This window comes from Herbidospora daliensis, assembly GCF_001570585.1.
Lineage (GTDB): Bacteria > Actinomycetota > Actinomycetes > Streptosporangiales > Streptosporangiaceae > Herbidospora > Herbidospora daliensis.
In genome coordinates this window covers 1,763,765-1,781,722 of sequence record NZ_BBXF01000002.1, presented here as the reverse complement: position 1 = coordinate 1,781,722, position 17,958 = coordinate 1,763,765, and the positions used below count along the sequence as shown (strand labels likewise).

General features: G+C 72.1%; 13 protein-coding genes. 6 read left to right on the top strand and 7 right to left on the bottom strand.

Annotated elements, in window-relative coordinates; translation table 11 throughout:
- Positions 1-13 precede the first annotated feature (13 nt).
- A complete protein-coding gene (locus AW274_RS14780) occupies positions 14-1,648 on the top strand; it encodes a phospho-sugar mutase (RefSeq protein WP_062431520.1) in 1,635 nt (544 codons plus the stop codon).
- Here the strand turns inward: AW274_RS14780 and AW274_RS14775 are convergent.
- The 3 genes from AW274_RS14775 to AW274_RS14765 are packed head-to-tail and all read right to left on the bottom strand — an operon-like array spanning position 1,645 to position 4,764.
- A complete protein-coding gene (locus AW274_RS14775) occupies positions 1,645-2,244 on the bottom strand; it encodes a PH domain-containing protein (RefSeq protein WP_157520173.1) in 600 nt (199 codons plus the stop codon). The two genes, AW274_RS14780 and AW274_RS14775, sit on opposite strands and share 4 nt — an antisense overlap.
- Positions 2,241-3,314, bottom strand: a complete 1,074-nt coding sequence (locus AW274_RS14770) for an adenosine deaminase (RefSeq protein ID WP_062431513.1) — start codon at positions 3,312-3,314, stop codon at positions 2,241-2,243. The genes AW274_RS14775 and AW274_RS14770 overlap by 4 nt, the downstream gene beginning before the upstream one ends.
- 37 nt (positions 3,315-3,351) lie before the next feature.
- Positions 3,352-4,764, bottom strand: a complete 1,413-nt coding sequence (locus AW274_RS14765) for an MFS transporter (protein ID WP_232320107.1) — start codon at positions 4,762-4,764, stop codon at positions 3,352-3,354.
- 107 nt (positions 4,765-4,871) lie between these two features.
- Between AW274_RS14765 and AW274_RS14760 the strand changes: the two genes are divergently transcribed.
- Together AW274_RS14760 and AW274_RS14755 are read left to right on the top strand one after the other, a co-directional pair.
- Positions 4,872-5,267, top strand: coding sequence for a MarR family winged helix-turn-helix transcriptional regulator (locus tag AW274_RS14760; RefSeq protein ID WP_062431511.1), 396 nt, complete (start codon positions 4,872-4,874; stop codon positions 5,265-5,267).
- Between the two features lie 427 nt (positions 5,268-5,694).
- Positions 5,695-6,636, top strand: a complete 942-nt coding sequence (locus AW274_RS14755) for a hypothetical protein (protein WP_157520170.1) — start codon at positions 5,695-5,697, stop codon at positions 6,634-6,636.
- Here AW274_RS14755 and AW274_RS14750 read toward each other — a convergent pair.
- Positions 6,563-7,747: a hypothetical protein gene (locus tag AW274_RS14750; RefSeq protein ID WP_062431509.1), complete on the bottom strand. Its 1,185-nt coding sequence runs from the start codon at positions 7,745-7,747 to the stop codon at positions 6,563-6,565. The two genes, AW274_RS14755 and AW274_RS14750, sit on opposite strands and share 74 nt — an antisense overlap.
- A 543-nt stretch (positions 7,748-8,290) precedes the next feature.
- Between AW274_RS14750 and AW274_RS14745 the strand changes: the two genes are divergently transcribed.
- The gene (locus AW274_RS14745; RefSeq protein ID WP_062431508.1) at positions 8,291-11,476 is read left to right on the top strand and encodes a helix-turn-helix domain-containing protein; all 3,186 of its coding nucleotides are present in this window, start codon (positions 8,291-8,293) and stop codon (positions 11,474-11,476) included.
- On the opposite strand, the gene AW274_RS14740 is transcribed toward AW274_RS14745, so the two are convergent.
- From AW274_RS14740 to AW274_RS41265, 3 genes are read right to left on the bottom strand one after another with little or no spacing between them, the layout of a single operon-like run.
- The gene (locus AW274_RS14740; RefSeq protein ID WP_062431507.1) at positions 11,409-11,660 is read right to left on the bottom strand and encodes a hypothetical protein; all 252 of its coding nucleotides are present in this window, start codon (positions 11,658-11,660) and stop codon (positions 11,409-11,411) included. The two genes, AW274_RS14745 and AW274_RS14740, sit on opposite strands and share 68 nt — an antisense overlap.
- Before the next feature lie 8 nt (positions 11,661-11,668).
- Entirely contained in the window at positions 11,669-12,889 is a 1,221-nt protein-coding gene (locus AW274_RS14735; RefSeq protein ID WP_062431506.1) for a GNAT family N-acetyltransferase, read from the bottom strand.
- A complete protein-coding gene (locus AW274_RS41265; RefSeq protein ID WP_198169180.1) occupies positions 12,886-15,375 on the bottom strand; it encodes an ATP-grasp domain-containing protein in 2,490 nt (829 codons plus the stop codon). The genes AW274_RS14735 and AW274_RS41265 overlap by 4 nt, the downstream gene beginning before the upstream one ends.
- Positions 15,376-15,767: 392 nt before the next feature.
- On the opposite strand from AW274_RS41265, the gene AW274_RS40275 reads away from it, so the two are divergent.
- Positions 15,768-16,412 carry a chorismate pyruvate-lyase family protein gene (locus tag AW274_RS40275; RefSeq protein ID WP_062431504.1) on the top strand — a complete coding sequence of 215 codons (645 nt, stop codon included), beginning with the start codon at positions 15,768-15,770 and terminating at the stop codon, positions 16,410-16,412.
- On the top strand, positions 16,409-17,958 hold a 1,550-nt coding region (locus tag AW274_RS14720), incomplete at its 3' end, for an MFS transporter (RefSeq protein ID WP_198169179.1). The genes AW274_RS40275 and AW274_RS14720, both read left to right, overlap by 4 nt.

Sequence of the window (17,958 nt, the reverse complement as noted above, 5' to 3'; positions counted from 1 at the left end):
CACGGGGACGGCGATGAACGATCTGACGACACGCGCGCGGGAGTGGCTCGGCCAGGACCCCGACCCGGCGACCCGGGCGGAACTGGAGTCGCTGCTCGAATCGGGCGACCACGACGGCCTGGCCGACCGGTTCGGCGCCAAGCTGGAGTTCGGCACGGCCGGTCTACGCGGCGAACTGGGCGCGGGCCCCAACCGGATGAACCGGGTGACCGTGATGCGCGCGGCGGCCGGATTGGCCGCGGTGCTGGGCCCGGGGCGTCACGTGGTCGTCGGGTACGACGCGCGGCACAACTCCGACGTGTTCGCGCGCGACACCGCCGCCGTCCTGACCGGCGCGGGCCTCACCGTGAGCCTGATGGGCGGCCTGTTCCCCACCCCGGTGCTGGCCTTCGCGGTCCGCCACTTGAAGGCCGACGCCGGGGTCATGGTGACGGCCTCGCACAACCCGCCGCGCGACAACGGCTACAAGGTCTACTGGGGCGACGGCGCGCAGATCGTCCCGCCGGTCGACGCGGAGATCTCGGCGGCGATCGACGCGGTCGGGCGGGTCGACGAGCTCCCCCTCGGCGAGGAGTGGGCGACCCTGGCCCACCCCGAGATCCTGGCGCCCTACATGGAGGCGGTGACCGCGCTGCCGCTGGGTTCGGCGCGGGACCTGCGGGTGGCGTACACCCCCCTGCACGGTGTCGGAGCGAACACGCTGGGGCAGGCGTTCCTGCAGGCGGGGTTCGCCTCGCCGATGATCGTGGGGGCCCAGTTCCGGCCCGATCCCGACTTCCCGACGGTGGCGTTCCCGAACCCGGAGGAGCCGGGGGCCATGGACATGGCCCTCGAACTGGCCTCGGCCTCGGCCGTCAACGCCGACCTGGTGATCGCCAACGACCCCGACGCCGACCGCTGCGCCGTGGGCGCGCGCCAGGCCGACGGCGTGTTCCGGATGCTGACCGGCGACGAGGTCGGCGGCCTGCTGGCGGAGCACGTGCTGCGCTCGACGAGCGCCCCCGACCGCCTGGTCGCCACCACGATCGTCTCGTCGTCTCTCCTGGGGAGGATCGCCGAGGCCCATGGGGTACGCCACCGCGAGACCCTCACCGGCTTCAAGTGGATCATGAAGGCGGGCGGCGGGCTGGTCTTCGGCTACGAGGAGGCGCTGGGCTACAGCGTCGGCTCCGACGAGGGCCTGCCCGTCCACGACAAAGACGGCATCGGGGCGGCGCTGACCGTGGCGGCCATCGCGGCCGAGGCCAAGCAGCGCGGCCTGACCCTGATCGACCTGCTCGACGACCAGGCGGTCCGCTACGGGCTGCACGCCACCAGCCAGCTCTCCTTCCGCGTCGACGACCTGGCCCAGATCACCGACGCGATGGCGCGGCTGCGGTCGAAGCCGCCGGCCCGCCTGGGCGGCCGGACCGTCGAGGCGGTCGACGACCTGGCGGCGGGCTCCCCCGACCTGCCCCCGACCGACGGCCTGCGCTACCGGCTGTCGGGCGGCGGCCGGGTGGTGGTGCGGCCGAGCGGCACCGAACCGAAGCTGAAGTGCTACCTGGAGCTGGTGCTCCCGGTGGACGACATCGCCGGGACCCGGGCGGCCGCCGCCGGCCAGATCGAGGCGCTCAAGGCCGACCTGCGCGAGGTGCTGGCCCTCTAGGTCACCACGATCGCCACCACGACCAGGACCAGGAACGCCGCCGTCGCCGCGAACGAGTCGACCGCCCACCTCACGGTCGGCTCGCCGGTCGACTCGCGTTTCCTGACCGTGGCGAGCTCCTTGATCTCGTCGGCCACCCAGTCGGCGTGGGTGCGGCCGGCCATGGCCTCGCGCGCGGCCCGCTCGCCCTTGGTCAGGGTCGGCTCGGACGTCGGGTAACGCCCCCGCTTGACCTGGCGGTTCTGCTGCCGGAGGGTCTTGGCCCGTTCGCGCGCGGTCGGCATCGGCGTCCAGCAGCGCACGGTCAGGTCGCCGGCCGTGATCGTGATCGCGCTGCTCACGGTGACGTCGTCGATGGACGACCAGGGCAGGTAGGCGGTGCGGAAGGGGTTGCGGATCCGCACCCCGCCCTGTTCGGTGATCGTCGCCGGCCGCAGCGCCAGGAAGTAGGTCATCCACGTGATGAAGCCGAGGACGGCCCCCACCACCATCGCCGACGGCAGGCTGCCGCGCACGATCAGGTCGACGGTGTTGGCGGCGACGAACACCAGCCAGGCCCAGCCGAAGAACCAGGCCGTCTTCGAGCGGAAGGTCATGCGCGCCACTTCAACTGGGCGAATCCCGGCTTGATGACGCCGTTGATCAGCGCCAGCCGGTCTTCGAAGGGGATGAACGCCGACTTCATCGCGTTGACGGTGAACCACTGGAGGTCGTCCCAGCCGTAGCCGAAGGCCTCGACCAGCTGGGCGAACTCCTTGGTGACGTTGGTGCCGCTCATCAGCCGGTTGTCGGTGTTGACGGTGACCCGGAACTGGAGGCGGCGCAGCAGCCCGATCGGGTGGTCGGCGATCGACGCCGCCGCCCCGGTCTGGATGTTGGACGTCGGGCACATCTCCAGCGGGATGCGCTTGTCGCGGACGTAGGCGGCCAGCCTGCCCAGCTTGGCGTCGTCGCCCGAGACGGTGATGTCGTCGATGATGCGCACCCCGTGGCCGAGCCGGTCGGCCCCGCACCACTGGATGGCCTGCCAGATCGACGGCAGCCCGAAGCCCTCGCCGGCGTGGATGGTGAAGTGGGCGTTCTCGCGCTGGAGGTATTCGAAGGCGTCGATGTGCCGCGTGGGCGGGTAGCCGGCCTCGGCCCCGGCGATGTCGAAGCCGACCACGCCGACGTCGCGGTAGCGAACGGCCAGTTCGGCGATCTCCATCGACCGGGCCTGGTGCCGCATCGCCGTGAGCAGCGCGCCGACGCGGATGCCCCGCCCTTGCGACCCGATGCGGAAGCCCTCGTTGACCGCCTGGACGATCTCGTCGAGGGACAACCCGCGTTCGGTGTGCTGCTCGGGGGCGTAGCGGACCTCGGCGTAGACCACTCCGTCGTTCGCGAGATCCTCCGCGCACTCCGCGGCCACCCTGACGAGCGCCTCACGGGTCTGCATGACGCCCACGGTGTGGGCGAAGGTCTCCAGATAGCGCTCCAGCGACCCGGAGTCGGCCGACGCGCGGAACCACGCGTCGAGCTCGGCCGGGTCGGTGGAGGGCAGTTTGTCGTAGCCGGTCTCGCGGGCCAGCTCGATGATCGTTTCCGTGCGCAGGCCCCCGTCGAGGTGGTCGTGAAGAAGCACCTTGGGGGCCTGGCGGATCTGCTCAAAAGTGGGCAGGCTCATTGCGGCATACTACCTTCACCTGCGCAAATATGATCTGCTACACGGTCTCCAGAACCTGCTCCGCAGCGGGTGTACGCCGCCTCCTCCCGGCCACCACGCCGGTGATCGAGATCCCCAGCCCGATCAGCGCGAACACGGCCGAGATGACGATCGCGGCGCGGGTCGACCCGAGCGGGTCGCCGCCCCCGGCGCCCGAGGTCAGCGTGGCCGTCACGATGGCCAGCACGACCGCCCCGCCGACCTGGCCCGAGGTGTTGATGAGCCCCGACGCGAGCCCCTGTTCCGCGTCGGCGACCCCGTTGGTGCCCTGGATGTTGAGAGAGGGGAACGCCAGCGCGAACGCGCCGCCGAGCAGCAGCATCCCCGGGATGACCAGCCAGAGCGACGGGTCCATGTCGACGTTCAGGAAGACGAGGTAGGCCAGCACCAGCGACACCGACCCGGCCAGCACGATCTTCTCGGTGCCGAACCGGTCGGCCAGCGCCCCGACCCGGGTCGAGAACAGCGCGACGAGCAGCCCGGCGGGGAGGAAGGCCAGCGACGTGGCCAGCGCCGACCAGCCGAGCATGTTCTGGAAGTACTGCATGGCGACGAACTGGAAGCCGACGTACGAGCCGAAGAGGATGACCAGCCCGAGGTTGGCCCGGCGCAGCGGCGCCGAGCGCAGGATGCCCAGCCGCACCAGCGGGTGCTTGGTGCGCAGTTCCCACCAGACGAACAGGGCCAGCAGGACCGCGGCGACGAGCCCGGTGGCGACGGTGCGCCCGACCGCGACCTCGGGGGCCTCGACGACGGTGTAGACGAGCAGCAGCATGCCCGAGGTGATGGTGAGCGCGCCGAAGAGGTCGTAGCCGCCCTGGCCGCGCTCGTCGGAGCGGGGCAGCAGGCGGGCCCCGGCGATCAGGGCCGCGACGGCGACCGGCACCGGCATCAGGAAGGTCCACCGCCAGCCGAGTTCGGTCAGCAGGCCCGACAGGATCAGGCCGAGGGAGAAGCCGCTGGCCGCGCAGGCGGTGAAGATGCTCAGGGCCCGGTTGCGCGCGGGCCCTTCGGCGAAGGTGGTGGTGATGATCGACAGGGCGGCCGGCGCGGTGAAGGCGGCCGACATGCCCTTGACGAACCGGGCCGCGATCAGCAGCGCGCCGTTGTCGACGACCCCGCCGAGCAGCGAGGCGACGGCGAACACGGCCAGCGCGACGAGCAGGACCCGGCGTCGTCCCAGCAGATCGGCGGTCCGGCCGCCGAGGAGCAGCAGGCCGCCGTAACCGAGGACGTACCCGCTCACCACCCACTGGAGCGCCGAGGTCGACATGCCGAGTTCGGCCTGGATGGACGGCAGCGCGACGCCGACCATCGAAACGTCGAGTCCGTCGAGGAAGACGACGGTGCAGAGCACGATGAGGACGCCCCAAAGGGAGGCCCCCCAGCGGCCCTCACGAGTAGACATCATGGACGGGGACGTTACATGCACATGCATTCAATGCACAAGCATTTAATGCGTTTGCATAAGCTTGTCCGGACTGCTATGGTGCCGCGCAAGGAGATCAGGGGTGCACGATGACCGACCACGAGGTGCTGTCGACCTGGCGTGAGTTGTCCGCCAGGCACGCCGCGATCGTCTCCGACCTGGAACGGGAGCTGCAGGAGCGGCACGAGCTCGGCGTCAGCGAGTTCGAGGTGCTCGACCGTCTGGTCGATGGCGTCTGCCTGAGCGCCGACGGGAAGTTCCGGGTGCAGGAGCTGGCCGCCGGGGTCCACCTGAGCCAGAGCGCGTTGTCCCGGTTGATCGCCCGCCTGGAGAAGGCCGGGTTCGTGCTCCGCTCGATGTGCGCCGACGACCGCCGTGGCGTCTTCGTGACGCTGACCGACGCCGGCCGCGTCCGCCACTCCGAGGCGCTGCCGACGCAGCGCCGGGTGCTGCGCGCCCACCTCGCCGCCACCCCCCAAGGGTGAATTCGGCCCGCACATAAGGGAAAGTAACTTTCAAACGCACGCGAAGATGCACGTGCAGCGCAAAATGCCCACCTTGGGTAATTCGGTGCATTGCGCGACCGATCGTTGATCAGGCAAAATTCTTTTCGGTTTCGGCGCGCTTCTGAAGGTGCCGGTGGGGAGCCTGACAATCCCTATGGCGGAAAGGAGGCCCGGCCCCGTGCGCGGCTGGACGCCCCTAATTGATGATCGAACTCCGGTGAGCCCCGCAGGACGGGTCCAACCCGGGCCCTTCCAGGACGACTTCGGCAATGCGTTACACGGCCTTTACGCCGGACAACGGGCGGAAAGCGAGTTCGGCGCCTGGACCCGGATACTGGCTGTCTGGCACGGATACCGGATCTGGGATTTCACCGGACCCGCTATGAATGGATTCAGAAGTTCTCTAGTGAGCCCGTGGAACGAGATCCTTTCACAGGGGTTACTAAGAGATCTCGCCGACCCGTCTCCTTACGACGGAGCCGCATGGAGTGAACGCTGGATCGCCGGCGCCCTGCTCTCCGGGCGCAAGCCGTTCGGCCGGTTCACCCTCCCCCTCGACGAGGCCCAGGCGTGGTGCATCCGGGCCCGGAGAGTGGGGCTGGAGTATCACCGCGAACGCGTCGACGGCAACGCCCTGCACATCACCGCGGGCCGCGAGGAGACGTACGGGGAGCTGTTCGAACTCGACGCGCTCGTCGCCTACTACCGCGACGTGCTGCCCCCCGAGGCGGCCGAGACGGCCGCGTGGGGCCTGCTGTCGCACCGCAAGGAATCACCCGCCAACCACACCTTCGCCGGCATGGACGCCTTCACCGAGCTCCCCAGGGCCGTACGCGGCCTGACCCTCGGCTACCCCCCGCTGGCCACCGCCCGCCGGATCCTCCTGGAGAGCGGCGGCGAGAACGAGATCGAGTTCCCCGACGTGCCACTCGACGCCCCCCGACCCGAGACGGCGCCGCTCGACGAGGTGCCGAGCTGCGACCACGACCACCCCGTGCCCCGCTTCGAGAACCACGACGACCTGGTCAAGGCGTGTGAGCCGCTCACCGACCTGGTGTCCTACTACTGGCAGCTCGACCGCGAGTTGTCGATGTTCGCGCCGCGCATCTCCGGCGTCTACCTGGCCGACTACCCCGAAGCCCTGATCGCCGCGTTCGAGGCGCACGCCCGTGCGGCCTCCACCGACCGCTATCCCCGCGCCGAGGCCGTCTTCGCGCACATGTGCTGCGTGCTGCGGCATCTGGGGCGCGAGCCCGAGGACCTGCTGCGCGGGCTCAGACCGCCATCACTGCGAGCGCCCGGTCCAGGGCCGCTCGACCGCCTTCGGGGTCGTCGCACCGGATCCTGAGGTCGGCGACCCGCATCCACATCGCCGAGGCCCGTTCGCGGGAGGTCATCGTCTCCCAGCGCTCGGCGGCGGCCACGAGGGCCTGTTCGGCCTCCCAGGTCTCGCCGAGCCGCAGGTGCGCCTCGGCGATGACCTCCGAGGCGTGGACGTGCAGCAGCGCGGCGGTCTCGCCGACGGCCTTGACGACCTCGTTGGCCCGGTCGATCGCCTGGTGCGGATCGCCCCTGACGACGTCGGCGCGGGCCAGCGCGAGGGCGCAGAAGCCCCGGTCGACGATCCCGGCGGCCGCCTCGGCCAGCTCGGCCTGGGCGCGGGTGAGCACCGGGAAGAGCTCCTCCACGGTCGCCGCGTCGGCCCTGATGAGCTCCCCGGCCATGGTCGCCCGGAGGCGGGCCAGGCCGAGCGGGTCGTGGTAGCCGGCGCCGTAGAGAGATAGGGCCTGCTCGAAAAGGCCCCGGGCGGTCGGCGCTAATCCCGACCTCGCCGCCGCGATTCCGTTCTGCCAAGCGACCGAAATACGCCCGCGGGGCTCCCCGAGCTCGATCGCGGCGCTCGTCAGCTCGCTCAGCAGCAGATGCAATCGCAGATGCGAACCATGTCCGGCCTCTTCCGGATGGGAGTGCAGGTCGACCTGCTCTCCGTACGTGGCCACGAGGGCGCAGCCGAGCTCGATCACGCTGGAGGTCCAGCCGGCGGCGCCGATCTCGCGGTCGAGGGCGCTCTCGCCCACGGCCACGCTGGCCGAAATGTCACCCGCTTCGAGGTGGCAGCGGCACAACACGGTCGCCAGCCGGACGCGGTAGTCGACGAACTGCGTCCAGTGGCCGCTCGACCGGGCCAGGGTCTCGGAGGACTCGTCGAGGTGGGAGTCGAGCAGCCGCGTCACGCGGGTGATCACCTGGGGCAGGTCGCCCTCGCGTTCGGCCGCCTGGGCCTGGCCGAGCTCGGCCTGCCGCCAGAGGTCGGGGACCATGCCCAGCGACGGCTGCCGGAGCAGCGCCGCGTAGCGGTCTCGTGCCTCGGGGAACCGGCCCTCGGCCAGTGCGCCGCCCGCCTTGGCCGCTTCGGCCCGCAGGCCCGCGATCGTGTGCGGGTCAAGTCCGTCGGTCAACCACAGAGGGGAGCATTGGAGCCCTCGCGCGATGATCCTGATCATTGCCGCGGTGGGTTCGAGGTCTCCGCTTTCAATCCGTTCGATCGAGTCGGCATCCAGTTCGGACGTCACTTGGAATGGCAACAACCCTCTCTGCAGGCGAGCGGCTCGAACGCGTTGAGCGATCTTCTCGGGCACTGTGCTCCTCGCCTAACACGGTGCGTAAATCGACGCCTCGATCAAGTGCGTCAAACGGAGCATAGACGTGACAGAGCAACTTGACCACCAGCAAACGTGTTCACGGGACTAATCAGTGCAGGTTTCTCAGGTCATACCGATCTCGCCTGGACCGAAAGCCTGGTTCCGGACGGCGGTTACCCGCCCACTGCGGCACTGATCTGGGCGCCTCCCCCGGACGCCCTCCATCTGTGTCAGGTTTCCTGACACGATTATCGAGACGAATGTTTGCATACCGGCCGAATTCGTGTTATTTGGTCGCACGTGGATCATTACACGGTCATTGACAAAGATTTGACAAGCCGTCCGCATCGAATGCGGGATGTGGACGGACGGGCGTTCCTGGCATCCCTCCGCACCACCGCCGTGACCCGCGTGGAGGCGGGCGAGCGGGTCGCGCAGGTGAGCCGGAACATGGGTGTGTCCCGATCCTCGGTCTACGAATGGCTGCGCCAGGCCCGCTCCGGGCCGGAGAAGCTGCAGGCCAGCCCTCTGCAGGGGCGGCCGTCGGCGCTGTCGCCCGACGGGCTGCACGACCTGGCGGTCGCGCTGCTGGCCGGCCCGGAGTCAGCGGGCTTGACAGGACGGTTGTGGACGCGGGAACTCGTAAACGAGCTCGTCTCGCGTGACCACGGCGTCTCGCTGACGCTCACCAGCATCGGGCGTCTGCTGCGTTCACTCGGTTTATGGCCGCGGCACTCTCTCGTCACGTGGCCCGACGGTTCGGCCCGTTTGTGGAAACAGCGTTACGCGTACATAAAAGAGAAAGCACGGGAACAGGACGCGCTTCTGATGCGCGGGGGACTCGTCGACGTCGGCGCGCTGCTGCCCCGTTCCTCCGTGCCCGCCGCGCCTTTCGGCTTCCATCTCGCCTACGCGCTGATCCCGGGCGGGCCGCTGTTGTTCCGCGCCTATTCGGGGCCCGCGAGCGCGGCCACGTTCCTCGACTTCGCCGCCGGGCTGGTCGCCGAAACCGGCCGGGCCACCTGCCTCATCACGGCCGGTCATCCCGTCTTCGAGCTCGACGAGTGCGCGCGCGGCCTGGCCACGCTGCCGCTGACCGTCTGGGTGCGCGGCGGCGGCGACGCCCGCGAGGTCCGCCCTGCGCCCGCGCCGGCCACCGCCTCGGCGCCCGACCTGCGGCCCGCCGTGCTCGGCGGGCCGTCCGGCGGCCTGTGGACGATGGAGCGCCTGGCCCACCGGCTGGGCGCTCTTTTCGGTCATCCGGTCAGTACCGGCGACGCCGAAGTCCTGCTGTCAGCGCAGAACCTGTGGCCCGAGGGGCCGCTGCCGCCCGCGCTGCCGCCGTCGTCACCCGCTGTAGGCCGCTGGTGCCACGACGTGCTGCCGCTGTTCCAGGCCGACGCGGGGCCGGACGCGGTCGTGCGCTTCGTCCAGGAGGTGCCGCTGCCCGGCGGGCGCACGCTCCTGCTGGCCGTCTCCCCCGCCGGGGAACGCCGCTTCGCCTGGTACGAGGAGGCCCGCTACCAGGGCCGCATGCGCGCCACCACGCTGGCCGACTTCACCCGGCGGCTGCGCCACGACGTCGAAGAGCCGTTGTGCCTGGTCGTCACCGACGACTCCGGCTGGCGCTCCCGCGACCTCGACGCCACCGCCACGACGGTCGGCGACGCCTTCTACTGCACGTGGGCCGACGGCTGCGGCGAACGCGTCTGGCGGGTGCCCGAACGCGACCCCGTCCAGGCGCTCTGCCGCCGCCACTTCCATCTGGGCCGCGGCCCCGCCCCCGACGCGACCGCGTCGCTGGAGATGGAACACCCCCCGCGCGGCCCCATCGGGACGGCCGACCGCCAGGTGCGGATCGCCGCCGCCCGGGAACGCGCCCGGAAGCAGCCCCTGTCGGCGGGAGGCCGGTTGCGCGAGCTCGTCCTGGCGGGCCCGCCCGCCCTGCTGACCATGCGGACCCTCACCGCCCTGCTGAGCCGCGCCTACGGCCGGCCCGTGGACGCCGACCGCGCCGTCGCCGTGCTGCGCGAGGAGGGACTGTGGCCGGAGGACTTCCCGTCGGTCGAGCCCGGCCCCTGGGAGCACGAGACGCTGCCGCTCCACCTCGCGCACGCGGGCGCCGGCGCGGCCGTCCGGTTCGTCGCCGAGGCGCGGCTCGGGGGCGACCTGAGCCTCCTGGTCGCGCTCGACCGCGCCGGGGAGACCCGCTTCGCCTGGTATCCGCAGGCCCGCTACCGGGGGCGGATGCGCGCGACCACGCTCGTCTCCTTCGCCGAACTGCTGCTCGACGAGACGGGCGGGCCGCTCTGCCTGGTCGCCGGCGACGAGGGCGGGTGGAAGTCGAAGGAGCTGGCCGCCGCGCTGGCCCGGCGGCCGGTCCTGGTCGTCGCGGCCGGGGTGCCCTACCTGTGCGTCTGGCCGACCGGGTGCGGCAACCGCGCCGTCATGGGCGACCAGTGCCGCACCCACGCGCGCCGCTCGCGGCGGCTGGCCGTCCACGGGGCGCGCTCAGGGCATCTCCTGGACGCCGTGCGCGCCGCGTCGGCCGAACTCGCCGTGGCCCACGCGGCGAGTGACGCCGCGCAGGAGGCGCTGCGGGCGGCGCTGACCGCCCTGCGCGCGGCCGGGGCCCGCGACGCCGCGCTCGTCGCCGCCTGGACGGGGCTGCCGGAGCACGAGATCCCCTTCGAGTCGGAACCGCTCGACCGGGAGCTCGTGGAGGCGCTGCGCGCGTGCGTGCGGACCGGGGTGACGAGCCTGGCCGTCCTCATGCGGGTCAGCGGGCTGCCCGAGGGGCGGGTCAGGGCGCTCCGGCGGGAGGTGCGGCTGCGGGCGCGGGCCCAGGAGGCCGCCTCGCTGGCCCGCATCGCCGCCTCGGCCGCCGCCCTCCGGGCCCGGCGGGAGGAGCACGGCGACGCCGTCCGCCGCGCCTGGCGCGAGGGGCACCGCACGGTGACGACGATGTGCGAGGTGGCGCGGATCAGCCCGTACACCCTGGCCCGGATCCTCGAAGGGCTCGGCGCCGACCTGCTGCTGCCGCCGCGCGCACCCGCCGGGGGCGCGCTCGCCGAGGTGGCCCGCGCCGCGGTCCGGCTCGGCGCGGCGCGGACGGCCCGCGACGACGAGGTCCGCGCGGCGCTCGGCGCCGGGGTCAACGTCGTCGGGCTGCTCGCCGAAACGGGCGGGATGACCCAGGCCCGGGTCCGGCGGCTGCGGCCCGACCCCACCCGCGAGACGGCCCTGGCCGCCCTCGCGGCGAGCCGGGCCGAACTGGACCGGCGGACGGCGGGCCTGGCGCGGGCCTGCCGTCCGCTGCTCGACCAGGTGGCCGGCCGGCTCCGCGCCGTCGCCGAGGCCGCTCACGCCGAGGCGCTGGCCACCGTCGCCCGCGACGCGGCCGTGCGGGCGGCCTGGGCGGGCGGAGTCGGCGACCCGGCCGTGCTGGCCGTCTGCGCGGGCACCGACTCCCGCACGGTCACGGCGTTGGTCGGCGCGGCAGCGGCAGCGGCCGCCCCGGGTGCTTGCGGGCATACCAGGACGTGAGCAGCTGCTCCACCGCGACCAGATGGAAGTTGAGCTGGTCGAACAGCTCCCGTACGTCGTCGTCGGAGGCCGTCAGGCGGAAGGAGTCGACCAGGGTGGTGATGGAGTCCGGGTCGGCGTAGGGACGCCGGCCCGCGCGTTCGGCGCGTTCGTCCTCGAACGGGCTGAAGATCGAGTGCGTCATGGTTCCCCCTAGGCGGCGAACATGCCGGTCTGAGCGATGAGCCGGAGCAGGGCCAGGTCGTCGACGTCCATGTCCTGCGCGTACGCGTCGAACAGCTCCCCGGCGCGCCTGCGGTTGACCTCGCGGGTGTGCCGGGCCGTCCAGCCGAGCGGCGGGCGCAGCAGCAGCGACCACAACGGGAGCAGCCGCGCGCCGCGCCGCAGCTTGTCGCTGAACCCGCCGACGCCGAAGTCGATCTCCTGGAGGTGGCGGGCCAGGCCCATGCGGACCGGGGCGTGCGACTGCAGGACCGGCTGCTCGGCGTAGTGGCCGGTGCGCCGGGGGTCGAGCGTGATGCGGTGGGCGACCAGGCCGTCGCCGTGCTGGAAGACCAGCCGGTAGCCGATCGTGGCGCCGTTGTGCGTGCAGAGGATCACGTGGGCCGAACCGGCCAGCGGCGAGGCGAGGTAGCGGCGCAGCTCCCGCTCGGCCGAGGTCGCCTCCTTGGCCGTGGGGTGCACCCGGGCCAGGTCGGGCAGCAGGGCCGCCGTCAGCGGCAGCACCTTGACGACCCGCGCGCCGTCGGCGAACACCCGCTCCTCGCGCCGGGCCAGCGTCCGGCTCGACCGTTGCAACGCGCCCAGGTGCTCCTCGAACGTGGCGCCCTGGATCCGCATGACCGTCCGCGCGTGGGTCAGGATGAGGGGCGCGCGCGGGAAGTAGCGGGTCAGCCGGCCGGCCGTCGGCCCGTCGAGGTAGAGCACGGCGGCGCTGCCGTCGTCGGGCATGGCGTACTGGACGGCCCGCGCCCACAGGTGCTCGTCGTCCGGGTGGCAGACCGGGACCGTGCGGTATCCGGCCGTCGCGCCGATGAGCGTCACCCGCCCCCACGCCTCGGGTGTGCGCAGCCGCCCGCCCCGCAACATCGACCCGAACAGCCGGGCCGGGTCGAGCATCGGCCGGGCGGGCGCCCGGTCGTAGTGGCTGACCGGCACCACGGTCCGCAGCGACGGCCGCCCCGCACCGCCCACCCAGCCGAGGACCACCCCGTGCCAGGCCGCCGCGTCAGGATCGGCGTGCGCCTGGTGCCACGCCCGGCCGTTGAAGAACCCGGCAGCGGTACGGGGGGCGAGCTCGTCCCACCGCGCCGGAGCAGACCTCAGGGGCGCCGTGGTCAGCCGGACCTCCTCGACACCCGCCTTCTTCGGCGCGTCCTCGTAGAAGGAGACGGCCGCCGTACCGGCCCTCACCGAACGGCCTTCGCCATGCTGGGCGGCATGACCGGCCTGCCACCGGCCTTCTCGGGCGCCTCCTCGGGTTCACTCTCCGGCGCGGGCTGCGGCGCGGGGGCCGGGGGCAGCGGCGTGGTGAAGGGCGTCAGCGCAGGCAACGGCTCCGCCCGATCCTGCTCCACCCCGTTCGGGGCCGCCTCGTTCTGAGCTGCCCCGTTCTGAGCCGCCCCGTTCTGAGCCGCCCCGTTTTGGGCTGCCCCGTTCTGAGCCATCCCGTTCTGGATCGCCTTGTTCTGAGCCATCCCGTTCTGGATCGCCTTGTTCTGCGCCGCCGCATCCTTGGCGGCCGCATCCTTGGCGGCCGCCCCGAGCACGGCCTGTCGCGCGGCACTCTCCACGGGCAGTTCACCCGGGCGCACCGATATGGGCCGTTCGGGCGTCGACCTCGGTGCCTGAGCCGACGGCGGCAGGGGCGCGGCCTTGGATGACGGCGGCAGCGACGCAGCAGCCTGGGAGGGCAGTAGCGGCGCGGCAGCCTGGGCGGAGAGCGGCAACGGCGCAGCCTTTCCGGACGATGGCAACGGCGCGGCGTTTGAGGAAGGCGGCGGCGCGGCGGCCTGGGCGGCCGGCGGCGGCGCGGCGGCCGGGGTGGAGGGCAGGGGCGCAGCAGCCTGGGTAGGAGCCGGCGGTGCGGGGGCCTGGGTGGGGATCGGCATCGGGTTGGGCAGCGGGCCGGGCCGAGTGTGCGCTCCCGGGACCGACGGCAGCGGCGGGATGTACTGAGACGCGGCGGTCTGCACCGGCAGCGGCGTCGAGTAGGGCCTCGACGCGGGCAGCGGCCCGGGTGTGGAGTGCGGCCCGGAGGCCGGCAGCGGCTGCGACGTCGTGTGCATCGGCGCGGCGGGCCTCGGCTGCGGAATCGCGGTCCGCGCGGGCTGCGCGGTCGGCTGAGGCGCGGCCGTCTGGGCCACCGGCTGCGGGGCCGGGGTCTGCGCTGCTAGTTGAGGGGCCGGGGTCTGCGCTACCGGCTGGGGGGCCGAAGTCTGGGCTGCCGGCTGAGGGGCCGGGGTCGGCATCGGCGGGAGGGCGGGGTGCTGGGGGGCCGGGATCCGAGGCGTCTGGGGGGCCGGGAGCTGGGCCGGCTGGGAGGCTGTGAGCTGGGCCGATTCGGATGTGGCGGTCAGGTTCGGCGGGAGGGTCGGCTGGAGGTCGAAGACCGGTTCCGGTTCGCGGATGCGCTGGATCGACGGCGGCAGGAAGGGCCACTCGGCCGGGATGTACAGGTGGGCGGCGCGCAGGTGGGCGGCCCTCAGGTGGGCGGCGCGCAGGGCGCACTCGCGGGGGTTGCGGCCCGTGACGACGGCCCGGCCGCCGGGCTCGTAGCGCTCCAGCCAGCCCGCGTACGGCAGGTCGTCTTCTAGGTCGGCCAGGCGGGGGGCGCGGATGTCGACCGGGGTGACGATCGCGGCGCGGCGGTGGCGGTGGCGGGTGGCCTCCGGTTCGCGGCCGCAGCTGATGGCCGCGGCGGCGGCGGGGAGGTTGACCCCGGTGACCAGTTCGACCACGTGGCACAGCAGCGGGTCGGGCGGCCCCGGCCGCAGGCCGGTCACGAGGGCCGCGTCGTCGGAGAGCAGCAGGCTGACGCCGCAGTGCCCGTCCTGGACGCCGACCGACGACACGGCGGTCGCGATGACCGCGCCCACGTCGCCGTCGTCGAGCAGCGGGTCGGCGGCGTCGACGATGTCGTACTCGCCGAAGCGGCGGATCACCGCGACGGCGATCGGCGCGCCCGAACGGACCCAGCATTCCACTGTCACCGGTGCGCCCACCGGAACCTCCTCCACGAGAACGGCGCCGCTGTCGCCGGTGGCGGCCTGGGCGCCGGCGAATCCGGCGGGGATGCCGGCGAGATCGTCCACTCGGCGCCTGGACAGGTTCCCTCCGGGGGTCCGGGCGACGAACAGGACGGGGCAGCCGATGAGCTGGGCGGCCCGGTCGGCCTCTTCGGGTGAGACGGCGAGGATCGACCGCGGGGTGCGCATGCCCCCGGCGGCGAGCAGGACCTGGGTGCTGACGGGGTCGGCGCTGCCGATGGCGGCGGTCTCCCCGAACGACGGCAGGCCGAGCCGTACAGCAGCAGCCGCCGCGACCTCCTGGTAGCGCGGCTCCCAGCAGATGACGCCGTCGACCCGGCGGGAGAAGCCCTCGACGGCGGCGGCGACCGCTGAGGGGGTCATGGCCGGGACCCTCAGGCGGTCGGTGTGGCCGGAGCGGCCGGCGGAGACGTCGTCGGTGTCGACGAGCACGACGTCGAAGCCGCCCCGGCGGACCTGGGCCAGCAGCGACGCGGTGTCCTCGGAGCCGCCGGCGCCCACCAGGGCCACGGTGCCGCGGTGGGGGGTGGGGATGCGCGCGCCGCCGCGGTGCGGCCAGGGAACCCGGCGGGCGAGCGCCCGGCCGTTCACGACGCGACGCCTGGTCAGTCCGTCCCTTTCGCCGTTCATAACGAACAGGTATTGCACGTTCACTTGACTGCCGCCTTTACGAAGGAGGGTTCGCGCGGACTTGATGCAAATGATGTTGGAAGTATTGACAGGCCGATGTCAAGAAGAATTGTGACGGAGGGGGAAATGCATATCTGCCGTGATCCTTTTACGGGACATCACACCCCATACCAGGGCAATCCGGACTCACGCAACATCGGTCACTCGCATTTCTGTAAAGGAATTTGACAAGAAGTCTTACAGCACGACCGATACCCAGACCTGCAGTGACGACGTGCTGGAACGCGACAGTGCAAGAGTGACCGAAATCCGAACCTATTGCGAAAGTGTAGAAAGTAATTAAGATCTCAACTTGTGTCAGATAGTTTGTCAGAACGCGAAAGGAGGGTCATATGAGCATCCCGGCCGACGCCGTGACCCGAATGGTCCTCACCAACGACGGATCAACGACGCAATTGCTTTCCGCGTTACTCGGCGTACCGCTGCGCGTCCGTGTGCTCGACCAGCGGGGGCTGCCGTCCTCGCAAGTACGACCGCGCGCGGCCGTCAAGGCGCTCGTGGCCGGCGAGGGCGACGCACCTCTCGTCGTCCGCAAATCTCAACTCGTCCGCCCGGACGGCAGGGCCATCTCGGTCAACACGGTGATCATGACGTCGAGTCATCTGGTCGCCCGCAGCATCGTCGACGGCGGAGGCACCCCCCTCGGCCGGGTGCTGCAGGGGGCCGTCGAGCAACGGCGCGTCATCACCGAGACCGGCTGCCGGATGAGCGAATGGGGCGGGGTCGGCCGGCCCAGCGTCTACCGCTCGTATCTCGTCTTCGCTGGAGGCAGGCCATTCCTCCACGTGGAAGAGCAGTTCCACCCCGCGATCGTGACGCCCATCAGGGACCTCCCCCTCCTGGAGGAGGACCCCCGGCCGTGGCCCACGAAGAAACGTCCAGCGCACCCCCGCCGAGGACCCGCGATGCAGACGTACATCAGCGACACCCTGGTCTCCCTCCCCCAACCCACCCCCGCCCGCAAGCCGGCCGAATGAGCGTTCTCACCCAGCGGCGCGGTGACGACGGCCTTCCCCCGTTGCTCACCGACCCGCCCCGCCGCCTCCAGGGGCGCGGACGACCGGCGCCCACCTCGCACAAGCGCAAGACCACCTACCTGCCCGTCATCGTGTGCGCCGGCATCATGGGCATCACCATGGCCGACACGCTCGCCGCCACCCTCGGCGTGCCGCAGCTCGCCGAGAGCGGCTTCGGGCCCAAGTCACCGATCGACACCCAGTGGCTGCTGACCGCCTTCGCCCTCCCGTACGCGGCGCTGCTGCCCGTCGGGGGGCGGCTCGCCGACGTGTTCGGCCCGCGGCGGCTGCTCACCATCGGGTTGTCCCTGTTCTCCATCGCGGCGTTCTGCACCGTGATCACGCCCCTGTGGAGCCTGCTGCTCGCCGCCCGCGCCGCGCAGGGGCTCGGCGCCGCGCTGATGGTCCCCGCCTCGCTGGCGATGCTGCTGGCGACGGTGCCCACCACCCGCAGAGCCGCCGCCATCGGCGTCTGGAGCGCGTCGACCGGCGTCGCCGGCACGCTCATGTACGCCCTCGGCGGCTGGTTCAGCCAGAACATGGAGATCGGCTGGCGCGTGCTGTTCGTGCCCAGCGCGTTCCTCACCCTGCTCCTGCTGACGCTGTCGATGACGCTCCCCCGGCCGCCGCACACCCGTGGCGCGGTGCCCGACATCATCGGCTGCCTCCTGCTGGGCGCCGCCCTCGCGATGCTCACCTGGGCGATCGTCCAGTTCCCCCGCCGGGGCTGGGACCCGTACGTCATCGGCGCGGTGTCCGGGGGGACGCTGATGCTGCTGGCGACGATGGCCCGCTCGGCCTACCACAAGGCCCCCGCCATCGACCTCGGTCTGTGGCGCAAGGGCCGCTTCGCCCTCGCCGGAACCCTCTCGGCCCTGTACGGCCTGGTCTCCCTCCCGATCCTGGTGATCATGCCGCTGTTCCTCGGCCAGGCCATGTTCCGGTCCCCGGAGCTGATCGGCGCCGCCATCGCCCCCAACGCGGCCGGTGTCCTCATCGGCAGCGTCATCGCCGGCGGCCTGATCAAACGCCGGGGCCCGCGCGTGGTCATCTACCTCGGCGCGGTCATCATCGCGGGAAGCTGCATCGGCCTCCTGCAACTGGTCATCGGCACCGGCAGGCCGCTCGACGTCCTGCAGGTGTGGTTGCCGCTGAACGCCGCGCTGGGCCTCGGCTTCGGCCTGCTCAACGCGGGCTCGTCGGCCGCCGCCGCCCTCACCGCCGGCCCGGAGCGCTACGCCACCGCGGTCGGCGCGACGATGTCCGTCCGCCAGGTGGGCGGCACGATCGGCATCGCCGTCACGGTGGTCCTGCTCGAACGCCCCCTGGTGGAGGCGCCGATGCCGGGCTACACGAGCGTCATCCTCGGATCACTGGCCCTCGCGGTCTTCGCCGGCTGCCTGGGCCTGTTCTTCGGCGCCACGAAACCCCCGCCCCCGGCCCGCTCGACGAAACGCACCCAGGCCCAACTGGAATCCCGCCCGGCCCCACGCCCGGCCCTCCGCCC

Bases quoted from the DNA above. Each gene is read 5' to 3' on its own strand.
- AW274_RS14760 (WP_062431511.1), top strand. From the start codon at position 4,872: ATGACCGACCACGAGGTGCTGTCGACCTGGCGTGAGTTGTCCGCCAGG.
- AW274_RS14740 (WP_062431507.1), bottom strand. From the start codon at position 11,660: ATGACGCACTCGATCTTCAGCCCGTTCGAGGACGAACGCGCCGAACGC.
- AW274_RS14775 (WP_157520173.1), bottom strand. From the start codon at position 2,244: ATGACCTTCCGCTCGAAGACGGCCTGGTTCTTCGGCTGGGCCTGGCTG.
- AW274_RS14765 (WP_232320107.1), bottom strand. From the start codon at position 4,764: ATGATGTCTACTCGTGAGGGCCGCTGGGGGGCCTCCCTTTGGGGCGTC.
- AW274_RS14780 (WP_062431520.1), top strand. From the start codon at position 14: ATGAACGATCTGACGACACGCGCGCGGGAGTGGCTCGGCCAGGACCCC.
- AW274_RS41265 (WP_198169180.1), bottom strand. From the start codon at position 15,375: ATGAACGGCGAAAGGGACGGACTGACCAGGCGTCGCGTCGTGAACGGC.
- AW274_RS40275 (WP_062431504.1), top strand. From the start codon at position 15,768: ATGAGCATCCCGGCCGACGCCGTGACCCGAATGGTCCTCACCAACGAC.
- AW274_RS14770 (WP_062431513.1), bottom strand. From the start codon at position 3,314: ATGAGCCTGCCCACTTTTGAGCAGATCCGCCAGGCCCCCAAGGTGCTT.